Annotated in this window: 10 protein-coding genes; 9 read left to right on the plus strand and 1 reads right to left on the minus strand. The window is 37.6% G+C overall.

Annotated elements, in window-relative coordinates:
• Positions 1 to 3 precede the first annotated feature (3 nt).
• From QMA12_RS20180 to QMA12_RS20215, 8 genes are all read left to right on the plus strand, one after another.
• A complete protein-coding gene (locus tag QMA12_RS20180; RefSeq protein ID WP_290211247.1) occupies positions 4 to 2868 on the plus strand; it encodes an FtsK/SpoIIIE domain-containing protein in 2865 nt (954 codons plus the stop codon).
• Between the two features lie 3 nt (positions 2869 to 2871).
• A complete protein-coding gene (locus QMA12_RS20185; protein WP_087531416.1) occupies positions 2872 to 3141 on the plus strand; it encodes a hypothetical protein in 270 nt (89 codons plus the stop codon).
• Positions 3134 to 3403: a hypothetical protein gene (locus tag QMA12_RS20190; RefSeq protein WP_290211248.1), complete on the plus strand. Its 270-nt coding sequence runs from the start codon at positions 3134 to 3136 to the stop codon at positions 3401 to 3403. Before QMA12_RS20185 ends, QMA12_RS20190 begins: the two co-directional genes overlap by 8 nt.
• Entirely contained in the window at positions 3393 to 4421 is a 1029-nt protein-coding gene (locus QMA12_RS20195; RefSeq protein WP_290211249.1) for a hypothetical protein, read from the plus strand. Before QMA12_RS20190 ends, QMA12_RS20195 begins: the two co-directional genes overlap by 11 nt.
• A 3-nt stretch (positions 4422 to 4424) precedes the next feature.
• Positions 4425 to 4871 carry a hypothetical protein gene (locus QMA12_RS20200; protein WP_290211250.1) on the plus strand — a complete coding sequence of 149 codons (447 nt, stop codon included), beginning with the start codon at positions 4425 to 4427 and terminating at the stop codon, positions 4869 to 4871.
• A 288-nt stretch (positions 4872 to 5159) separates the two neighbouring features.
• On the plus strand, positions 5160 to 6566 hold the full coding sequence (locus QMA12_RS20205) for an alanine/glycine:cation symporter family protein (protein WP_290211251.1): 1407 nt from the start codon (positions 5160 to 5162) through the stop codon (positions 6564 to 6566).
• Positions 6567 to 6631: 65 nt separating this feature from the next.
• Entirely contained in the window at positions 6632 to 7675 is a 1044-nt protein-coding gene (locus QMA12_RS20210) for a patatin-like phospholipase family protein (RefSeq protein ID WP_290211252.1), read from the plus strand.
• A gap of 168 nt (positions 7676 to 7843) precedes the next feature.
• A complete protein-coding gene (locus QMA12_RS20215) occupies positions 7844 to 9163 on the plus strand; it encodes a GGDEF domain-containing protein (RefSeq protein ID WP_290211253.1) in 1320 nt (439 codons plus the stop codon).
• A 226-nt stretch (positions 9164 to 9389) separates the two neighbouring features.
• Here QMA12_RS20215 and QMA12_RS20220 read toward each other — a convergent pair whose 3' ends face one another.
• Positions 9390 to 10343, minus strand: coding sequence for a hypothetical protein (locus QMA12_RS20220; RefSeq protein ID WP_290211254.1), 954 nt, complete (start codon positions 10341 to 10343; stop codon positions 9390 to 9392).
• Positions 10344 to 10561: 218 nt separating this feature from the next.
• On the opposite strand from QMA12_RS20220, the gene istA reads away from it, so the two are divergent.
• A partial coding sequence (gene istA, locus QMA12_RS20225; RefSeq protein ID WP_290211255.1) for an IS21 family transposase occupies positions 10562 to 12023 on the plus strand: 1462 nt, incomplete at its 3' end.

The following is a 12023-nucleotide window of genomic DNA, read 5'->3' on the forward strand; positions in this document are numbered from 1 at the left end:
GAAATGTATAATGATGATGTTGAACTAATAAGCTCGAATGATGCGCGCAAAACGACACGTGAACAAGTAAAAGAAAGTGCACTTGCCACAATAAAACCGATACAAAATACAGTTGCTACGTTGAAAGGGAAAGTATTCCCTAATGCAATAAATAATATGGATGCCGAATATGAAGCAAGTAAAAAGAATGCCGCAAAGGCTGCGGCTGACTTGCGAAATATATGCGCACGACTGCCTGAGCCATTAAGAGCACAACTTGATAGCGTAAATTGGGAAGAATATGACTTTGCTCATAACTACTTACCAAAAAATCTGGTCGTGGGACTTGAAGAGATCACCTATAGTTTTGGGGAATCAGGAAAGCAAGTTATTCAAGTACCAAAAGAAATCCCTTTTTACTCATCTGATAATTGTTACTCATTCGCACAGGGTGATGATTCAATAACAATCATTAACACGCTTGTGTTTCGACTCGCAGCAATGCTGCCATATTCATCTCAGTTTACTCTCATTGATCCAATTAAAATGGGGCAAAGTTTCCCATACACTAAACGTTTACCGTTTAAACGCATGGTTGATAACGACGTTTCTCGGGTGCTCGAAGAAATATTGACAGATATAGTGCGTATTCAAAACAGCTTTTTAGATAATAATACTGAACGCTTGATTGATGTAGATGAAGAAATTCTTGGTAACGCAAAATTTGAACTAATTGTTGCAAAGGACTTTCCGCAAGCATATGACCGTCGTTCAATAGAGTTATTAGCTAAGATAGCCAGTACAGGTCCAAAAGCGGGTAAAATGGTTGTCCTTGATTTAGACAGTGATAAAGCATTACCTAATGGCGCAGAGCTATCGGTGCTATTTCCTGATTTAAAACATATCTATAAAAATGAAAATCAGCTTCCTTGGAATTTAGGTAAAGGCTACAGAGACTCCGTTAGAAGCACAGATACAATAAACGCGATTTTAGATGGCCTAAGCCGTGCCAAGCCAAAAGAGACTAAATTAGGTTTTTCAGATGTCATTGAAATGAACCCTGAGCTTTGGTGGCAAGAAGATTCAATGGAAGTTATTTCTGCACCCATTGGTGGGTCTGGCAGTCGCAAAAATGATATTGAATTATGGTTTGGTGAACGAAATAAGCAGCCATCTTCACATGGAATGTTAGCGGCGATGACGGGTGCCGGTAAGTCTAATCTTTATCATGCTTTTATACTTTCATTGGCTAGCCGTTACAGCCCCGAAGATTTACAGTTTTATTTAATTGATGGAAAGCAAGGCGTTGAGTTTCAAAGCTACCCTAAATTGCCTCATGCACGCGTTGTCTCTTTAAGTACCAGCCCGCAACTTGCGCGCAGCGTTTTACAAGAGCTACTTGACGAAATGAACCGTCGTAATGATATGTTCAAAAATCTAGGCCTGTCTGATTTTATAAGTTATAGAAAAGCAGGATCGCCAAATGGCAAATTACCTCGCTTAATGCTTATTATTGATGAATATCAAACGATATTTGAAGATGATAAAACGGGGTTAGGTTCACAACTGATGATCAGCATTGCTTCACAAAGTCGAAGCGCTGGTATTCATATGTTTGTAGGCTCTCAAAAATTTTCTGTTCCTGGCATGTCACAACCACAAGCTACGTTTAGTAATATTAATTTACGCGTTGCGATGAAAATGAGCGGTGAAGAAGTGACATCGTTACAAGAGTTTGGCTCTAAAGGAAAGCAATTAATTAGAGGTTGTACCGAAACAGGTCAGGTTGTAGTTAGCCACAATGGTGGTGCGAATGAACTTCCTTGTGATACCGGACGAGTTGCTTATATTGATGAACAGCAAAGACAGCAAATGTTAGAGCAGTTATCAAATAAGTGGCAGGGAACAAATAACACAATTTTACTTGATGGTTCAGAACAACCAGAAATAAAAGATAATACCCAATTACAGACACTCTTTACTGCACCACAACGTTTAAGTGAAGACGAATGGATATCATACGCCAACAAACCAGATCATTTTGGTGGCCTTAATGACAATGAATGGTATCCAATAGAACGCCCATCGGTATTATGGCTTGGTAAAGAAATGAATATTCATGGCCAAGCAAAAGTAATATTACGCAGGCGTGCGCATGAACATATGCTACTAGTGGGTGACAGTAACGAAGCCCGTTTAGGTATGTTGAGTTATATGGTGGCACAATTGCCTATTAACGCACAAAGCTCACAATACCAAGTGCATATACTTGACCGCAGTATTAAAGGCTCACAATGGTGTGGCGTATTGTCTGCAGCGAACGACAGTGTATTAAATAATCACGCGTCATTTAGTGAAAGCTTTAAAGATTTTAGCACGCATTTAACCAGTGTTATGGCAGAGTTTGAAAAACGCCAGCATATGGATGAGGAAGAAATGCTATTAGAGCCTTCTATATTCCTAATTGTTAATGAAGCTCAGCGTGTAAAAGAGCTTGTTAAAAAAGATAACTCATTTGGTATGAAAGCCTACAATGACGATGGTGGGGTTAATTTAGCCACGTTACTAGAACAAGGGTCGGAGTACGGCATTCATTTGGTATTGAGCTTTGATAACGTGCGGTCTGTAACTAAAGCATTTGATCGCAATGATATTGAGAGCTTTCGCCATAAAGTTGCTTTACAAATGTCTGAAGAAGATAGCTTTAGATTTTTGAAAACCCGTGATGCAGCGAAACTACAAGCTGATGGTAAAAAACCTATATATGCATTACATATAGATCAAATGCAAAATAGGCCAACAAAATTTAAGCCTTACTGCTACTCACAAGATGTGATATTGCATGAAAACTTTGAACATTTATCAAACCTTTATGCTAAATGGGCTTAGTGTATGTCATTAGATAATGTTGAAGAACAAATTCCGTTATTAGTAGCTGAAATAGAGGCATTTAGCGGCCAAATTAGGAAGCAAGTTGGCTTACTCAGTTCAGAAGCACAACAAGAAATGATAAAGCTTCCTAATGATATGCAAATGGAGTTTGAAAAAAAACTATCTGAAATTGAAGATTTATCGAATGCACTCGCTAATACGCGTTGTAATGATTTATCGACACAGTTAATTCAAAAGTTAGCATTAATAAGGACATTTCTACATGGCTAATGCTGAAATAAATGAGTCATTACAAACGCTGCTAGGCTCTACTGAGCGAGCTCAAAATGGTATAGAGTCAGCTTTGGAATCATTACGTGCCCGCTGGTTTGCTTTACGAGAGCATTATCTGGGTTTGGGCGCAGAGGATGTAGAGTCTGAACTTAATATTGTATTTGCGCAGACAGAACGGTTGATAGAGGCATTAGAGCAGTGGCAGGATATATGCAAAACCCCTTCGCCGTCAGATAAGGATGTTAGTGATGCAACCTAGATGGTTAGTTTCTCAGTTAGAAGAGTTAGATTATCAAACTGATTATCAAATGGAGTTAGCAAGTTCTTTGGTTTTTGAAACGCAGCAGTTACATGCAATAACACAAAACTTTTTAGAGCTTGCTAAGGCAGATGTCTTTGCTGTGCATGAATTATATGAAACGCTAGTGATGAGCTACGAAGCAGCCCTTGAACATGCACAGATGCGAAATACTCGAGTAGAACATCAAGTTGAAGTTGCAACTAATACATTAAATTATAGTGAGCAAAGCTTAGAAGAGTCACGAGATTTACAAGCTTTTTGGTATAATCAAGAACACAAGGCTGATGTGTGGTTGAGCTCTGCCAATACACATTTACACCGATGTACAGCACAAAGAATTGAAGCAGAGAGTAAATTAGCAAGTGCTAAAGCTGAATTAGCAAGGGCACAAAGTGCATTAAATCATGTCAGAAGTTTACCACCACGAAAAGTATACCGTGGTAGGGACAGAAATGGCAATGATCTTTATGACTATGAGCCGGTAAGTACTTATCAAGAAGAAGCGAGAGTCAGTCGTGCGCACTCAAGCGTTAGTCAACGAAATGGGGAAGTGAATTCTGCACTGAGTGCAGAAAGTGCGGCTAGAATAGAAGTGACTAGAGCAACGACTCAATTAAATGGCTCTCGCTATGCTATAAAAGATGCGAAAAACGCAACACACCTAGCAGAGCAAGCGCGGGAAGTTGCAACTCACACTAAACGTGAATCTCAATATAGCCAATCTTATTCTAAAGAATGCTTAGAAACGCTAGAAAAAATTAACCTTTTACTCATCGCTTTTAAAGAAACCTGTGAGCAACAAACATCGCTAATAGGAACATTATCTGCAGACACTAATGATGCTTTTTTATACCTAAAAAGTTTAGAAGGCCAGCAAGAGTCACTACAGGATCAGGCGTTTAGTTTAAAATATACTTTACAAGATAAAATCTCTTTATTACTTTCATACGATCAACCTCTTACAATGGCGGGATAAATAATGTCATCATTTGAACCGAGTTTCTATCGCATGAAACTGAACACATTAAATGAAGAGGTTGAAAACACGACGTTCTCAAAGTCTGATTACAGTGAGTATTGGGAGCACTTACGTACACAATGGAATGATGCTGCTGGTCGAGGTGTAAATTCGCGAGAGATGACACCCTTGATCAGTACGTACGATGAGTTGTTAGAGCAAAATATAAAAGTAACTAACGTAAAAGAGCGTTGTGCTGAACACTTTGAGCAGCTACAAAAGCTTTTAAATCAAGCAGCACATCATCATGAGCAGTTTACCGATATGATGTCTCTTTTGAGTAACCAATCACAAGAGCGAGATCGCACACTAAGGACCAGTGAAAATATGGCTAAGCAAGTTGAAGAGCAGCAAAAATCAGTTGCGGCAACAAAACAAGCAGCTAACTCTCATGTTAAGCCACTATAGCTTAAGCTGGTATCAGCATCTTTTAGTTATTTCAATTTATTAAAATCAAAGCGAGTCGAAGGTGGCTCGCTTTTTAATGCGCTTCCCATAATTAAATGCACCACTGACCGTAGTCTAAACTTAAAGGGCAATACCGAGTAATTACTTAAATCTATGAGGGTCTAGCTAGGTGTAATGTAACTAATACTTGCTAATTTATACGAGAAAGATAAAGTGACTGTAATTAAATATTCTAAAATAAAGAATTAATATTCTGACTTTGTTTTATGAAAACTATAAAGGGAAAGCATGTTTGATTTGATTGTAGGCACAATTAACAACTTACTGTGGGGCGAAGGGCAAATACTCATTTACATTTTATTGTTTACGGGTATCTGGTTTTCAGTGCGTTTAAAGCTTATTCAAATCTTAAAATTTAAACACATGTTTTCGTTATTACGCACAAGCAGCAAATGTGATAAAAACGATATTAGTTCATTTCAAGCCTTGTGCACTGGCCTAAGCGCGCGAGTAGGCACGGGTAATTTAGCCGGTGTTGCCGTTGCAATATCACTGGGTGGCAGTGGCGCTATATTTTGGATGTGGATGATTGCCATTTTAGGGATGGCCACGGGCTTTGCTGAAAGCGTACTGGGTCAAGTATACAAAGTGCGTGATAGTAACGGCGAATTTAGAGGTGGGCCTGCTTACTATATTCAACAAGGTATAGGCAGTAAAACTCTCGCCATCGCATTCGCTCTGTGTTTATTTTTAGGTTACGGTTTTACCTTCAGTGCAATGCAAACAAATACCATAACCGACGCACTTAATTACGCGTTTGAAATTCCAACCTTTTATTCCGGTATTGTTATTACCATTCTCGCGGGGTCAATTATACTCGGCGGCTTTAAAGCAATCGCCCGTTTTGCAGAGCGCGTTGTGCCCATCATGGGCATTGTATTTGTATTAGCTGCGGTGATCATCACCCTAATAAACTTCACCCAAGTACCTGCGATGCTTAAAGATATCTTTTTATCAGCATTTGGTTTGCAAGAAGCCGGTGCTGGCGCAATGGGCGCAGCAATTAAAAACGGTATTCAACGAGGGCTGTATTCAAACGAAGCCGGTGCGGGGAGTGTGCCTCACGCTTCTGCTTGCGCGACTCCAATCCCAAACCATCCCGTTACTCAGGGCTACATTCAAATGTTGGGGGTGTTTTTTGACACCATAGTACTGTGTAGTTGTACCGCAGTGATCATATTATTGGCTGATGTTGATATTAGTGGTGAGATGGAAGGAATTCGATTAACCCAAGAAGCCATGACCGCGCACTTAGCACAGGGGGGAGTATACTTTGTGGCAGCTGCCATTACCTTATTTGCTTTCACCTCAGTGGTTGCTAACTATGCATACGCTGAAAGTAACCTGCATTTATTTAAGCTCGATAATAAAATTGGACGAGGTATTTATACGTTTTTATACTTATCAATGATGATGTGGGGCGCATCGGCCACGTTAAAAGAAGTGTGGGATTTAGCCGATATTGCGTTAGGGTTGATGACGGTGGTTAATGTTATTGCTATCATCATCTTAACGCCAACAATACTCGCTGTAACTGCGGATTATAATAAACAAAGAGCACAAAACGCAGAGCCCGAATTTAATGCAAACAAGGTTAATGTTCAGGGTAAAACAGAAAAAGGTATTTGGCATTAACTCATTTTAAAATGCTCAGATTGCATATTTATGCATTTTAAGCGTTAAGTAGATTAAGATATTCGATGATTGAAATACACGCTGGTAAAACGGCTGCAAAAATAATAAACGAGCAAGGCTTAAAGCCTGAGCTTTTTACATCATTTTTAGGCGCAAGTGGTGGGCCAAAATGGTTCACCTTATTTGGTTTAGATAAATACCTTTTTGGCGAATTTTTTAAAGGTAGAACGCAGCAATTAAACTTAATTGGTTCATCTGCGGGAGCATTTCGTGCAGCGTGTTTTTCGCAAAACGACCCCGTAGCGGCCATAACACGGTTAGCAAAATCTTACAGTGAAACTCGTTACTCGACCAATAAACCAACCCCCGAAGAAATCACACAAAAAGCGCGAGCCTTACTTGAAGAGGTTTTTGGTGATAACGGCGTTACTGAAATAATCAATAACCCTGTGTTTAAATCACATTTTATTGTAGCAAAATCAAATGGTTTAGTAGCAAGTGAGAAAAAAGCATTACAGTTATTGGGGCTAACCAAAAGTTATTTGAGTAATCGCGTACATCGCCGATTTTTAACCAAGCAATATGAGCGCTTTATATACCAAGCGCCAAACAGTGATTTTACAATTGAAGACAGTTATAAATTTAAAACCACACAATTAGATTTAACCACTGATAATTTAAAAGATGCATTATTAGCATCGGGTTCAATACCCCTTGTTATGCAAGGCATAAAAAATATTGCCGGCTCGCCACCGGGTATGTACCGCGACGGCGGAATTATTGATTACCATTTTGACTTAAAAATTAATAACCCAGGCTTAATTTTATATCCACATTTTAACTCAACGCCAAAAGCAGGGTGGTTTGATAAAAGTTTAAAACGCACCGTTGCCCCAGAAAATTACGACAACGTAGTGATGATTTCACCATCACAAGAATTTATCGCGGGCTTACCTTACGGGAAAATCCCAGACAGAACCGACTTTACCGATCTCGATGCTGATACCCGAATTAAATACTGGCGCACAGTATTTAATGAAACTGAAAAACTAGCTGATGCATTTGATCAACAGTTGAATAATAAAATGAAGCCCACTTTAATAGAATAATAAATGTTATAAATGCGATAACAATTGCTTAATTTATTCAAATCTATATCATAAGCCTCTGAAAAAGAGCACTAAACGGTATAGAGTATGGCTATAGCTACATTTGAAAAGTTACATAATGAACAACAAGCGCTGACATATGATCAGCGAATTCGTTATGTAAAAGTAATGGCCAAAGCATTTTCATTAGGTTGTTTCTTATTAATATTACTTTCAATCACTGGCTATATTTTTTCCGCACCTCAGCTGTATCGCCCACTACTAAATGGGGCCGCAACAAACCCTTTAACGGCTTTAAGTGTTATTTTTATTAGTTTGACTGTATTACTTCAACAGAAAAAAGTATCAAAATATATAAAGCCTATTTTTAGTCTTCTGAGTTTAGTTATTTCATCAACTATTATATTTGATAACTATTTCAACACAGATTTAGCCCGTCATATCACACCTTTTCAAGCAGTAATAAATAATGAGCATAAATTAGGTTTATCTAATTCTATGGGAATAAATACAGCCATAATGCTAGCGTGTTTATCATTATCGATGATTTTTACAAGCTTGAATAAAAAAATAACAAGCCAATTACTCGCTTTTATTGGAATGGCAGTCCCTATGCTGTCGATCATCGGCTATGCGTATGGAATATCCAATTTCTTTGGTGAAATGTCTATTTTAACAACAACCTATGGTTTGTTATTGGCGTTAAGTGTGCTGTGTATTAATGCTGAAAGTGGGGCTGTTTATGCTTTATTATCACCACATATTGGTGGGCGAATAGCACGTTTCCAAGTCATGTTGGGCTATGTTGTGCCTGTATTAATCGGATACTTATTTATAAAAACAATAGTATCTAGTGAAGTCGAAGACTTATTTGGTTTATATGTTGTTATTATATCTTGGTTTATCATTATATTAATAATTTCAAGTGCGATAATTCAAGAACGAGTTGATGAAAAAAGACGCATTGCTGAATTTGCTCTACTTAAAGCTGCTACACATGACAGCCTTACAGGATTAGCTAATAGACGCCGATTCATGGATTTAGCAGAAAAAGAAATTGGTAATTCCAAAAGTAAAGAAAACCCAAGTTGCTTATTAATGGTTGATATTGATCACTTTAAACTCGTTAATGACAAAGCAGGGCATTTAGTTGGTGATAAAGTACTAATAGAAATAGCAAAAAAACTGGCTATGAATGTACGAAAAACAGATTTAGTTTGTCGATTAGGCGGAGAAGAATTTGCTATTTTATTACCTTCAACAGATAAACCTGGCGCACACAGAATTGCTGAAAAAATACGAACAGAAATCGAACAAACTCATATTGAAGGCTACACAGATATATACAGCAATGTAACTGCGTCTATTGGTGTAAGTGAAGTAACTCAAACAGAGAAAGTTGATTATATAATTTCAAATGCAGATAAAGCGTTATATACCGCAAAAGAAACAGGCCGAAATAAAGTAGTTGTTTATGAGGGTGACTAATAGTGATTTAAACGCAAGTGTTTAAATCATGATGGTATGTTTGAAAGTTAGATTTTCATCAAACTAAACAATGACTAATGGGTCATAAAGTATGGTTAGTAATATTAAAGAAAAGGGCGAAAAAGCCCTTTTTATTAATTTAAATGTTTAATCATGTATGATAGTTTGACGCCAGCAAGCTATAAACTGTTTCTTGAAATAGATAAATTCATAAGTGTATTTAAAATTAATCTACATATGAAACATCGCAACCAGTAATATAATCCTTTGAGTTTAAGACTTTTTTGTGGCTTTGGATAATTACCAAATGATTGTATTTTTTTAGTGAATAAAAATCATTATGCTTCACAGATAAACCACAATGGACTTTGAAATGATTTGGTTTTATATTTTTTCTTTCAAAAAAAATATATCTAATAAAGCACTTAGAGGAAATGTTAAAATCAAAAACCAAAGACTTGTCTTTTGAATTCGGTTTTGTGTAACCCCTATCAGATAACAGACAACAATCATCATCAAATGTATAAATCTCTACAAAAACATCTGTTTTATTACACTCAAACAGGGATTTCACAAATTCTGTGTAGATTTTTTTACTGTTGCCCATATCTGTTGCTAACATGAAAATGATAGAAAGCCAACTACTATATTCTTTAGTTGTAATCGAAAATTTTTCACATAAATGTTTAACTCTGAGATTGTTCGGTTCTCTCACTTTATTTAATAGTTCGTCAAGTTTCTCATCATGTGGTCTGAAATTTAGTACGTTACAAAAAAGCAGAAGACATTCATTGATAGAGTACGGGCTTTTTATAACATTAAAAAATTTAACTATAAATAAATGAAAAGGCTCTAAATTGAAACTTGGATTTGAACAATAAGCTTTTTCTAGAATAATACCTGTTATATCAACTAGATCGTCTTCAAACCCTTGAAATAAAGATTCAAAATTCTCCCTATATTTGTGGTCAATAATATCAAAAGTAAATAAATCCAAGTCGCATAAGTTATTATCAACTTTTATTTTTGATGGCTTTTTTAATATTAAATTTATATGGTTATATACTTCAAAAGAATAAATCTTTCTATTTTCTCTTTTTGCATTAGGGTTAATGCAGTTTAATTTTTGTTCACATGCAGATAAGAAATGTTGATGCTTAGTATCATTTTTAAAAGTCATGTGCATATTCTCCCCAGCTTTGATCACCCAATGGCATTAACTTTGATCGCTTATTCTCATTAAGCTTTGATCACGAAAATCACTCGATAATGATCACTTTTGTGTTCTTAATGATTTTGCCGATCAAAGCTTAATGCCACTCGTTTCCGAGTTCACGTTTTATCATTTTTGTAGGTATGTTAAACCGTTATCTAAATCATTTGATGAGGATAACAATCATGTCAACAAGACCTATATCTATGAGTAAATTACATGCTATTTTACGGCTGAAATATTCAGCAAAGTTATCCCATCGAGAGATTGCCAGAAGCTTAAATATCTCCCCTGGGACTGTCGCTAATTACGTTAAAAAGGCCAATGAGTTAGGCTTAAATCAATGGCCATTACCTGAAGATAAGCAACACGGTGCTTTTCTTAATACAAAAATCAGGGACTTCTCACCCCGTCAAAAAAGATACCCAACACCTGATTGGCTCGCTATCAACAGGGATTTAAAGCAGCACAAGTATTTAACCTTGCAGTTAGTATTCGATGAATTACGTGAGAAAGTCGGTGAGCCTTATTACAGCTACAGCCACTTCTGCCGCGCCTATCGAGAATGGGTAGGAAAGCAACGGTTGTCGATGCGCCAGCATCATAAAGGCGGTGAAAAGTTGTTTGTGGATTATTGTGGCCCCACATTGACCATCACATGCCCTACAACGCAGGAGACACGTACTGCTCAAATATTTGTTGCCGTGCTCGGCGCATCAAATTATACCTATGCTGAGGCAACGTATAGCCAACAACTTGAAGATTGGGTGATGAGTCATGCGCGTTGCTTTGAATTTTTGGGCGGTGTGCCTGAGCTTGTTATTCCCGACAATCTCAGAAGTGCCGTTAGTAAACCCTGTCGCTACGAGCCTGATTTAAACCCCACGTATCATCAACTAGCCGAGTATTTTAACGTCGCAGTCATACCCGCTCGACCTTATAAACCCAAAGATAAGTCCAAGGCTGAAGTCGGTGTACAAATTGTTGAGCGTTGGATCATGGCACGTCTGCGTAACCAAACTTTTTACAGCTTAGCGCACTTAAATCAAGAAATAGTAAAGCTACTTGATGCTATGAACAATAAGGTGATGAAGCAATATCAACAATCACGCAAACAACTCTTTGATATTGTTGATAAACCAGTATTAAAACCACTCCCTCAAAAGCCCTATCACTATACACAAATCAAAACGGTGCGCGTACACATTGATTATCATGTTGAAATAGAAAAACATTATTACAGTGTGCCGTATCAGTGGGTTAAGAAACAATTACGCGCACACATAACCAATCAGCTAGTACAGCTTTATCATGACGATACCTTAATCGCACAACATCCTCGCTCACAACGTTTAGGCGGGCATACAACACACTCTCACCATATGCCTCTGGCGCATCAAAAACAGCATGAGCAGTCACCGATAAATTTACGCTCATGGGCATTAAGTATCGGGGAGTATACCCACCAAGTTGTTGAGTTACAGCTCAGTGGACGGCGCCACCCCGAGCACGCTTATCGCGTCTGTTTAGGGCTGTTAAGTTTAGCTAAAACGTATTCAAAAGAACGGCTTGAGCAAGCATGTTATCGCGCAATCGTAATGAATACGACCACACTCAAATCAATAAAGCAAATGCTGAAAAAAGGGT

Origin of the sequence: Pseudoalteromonas sp. APC 3893 (assembly GCF_030408095.1) — a bacterium.
Classification (GTDB): domain Bacteria; phylum Pseudomonadota; class Gammaproteobacteria; order Enterobacterales; family Alteromonadaceae; genus Pseudoalteromonas.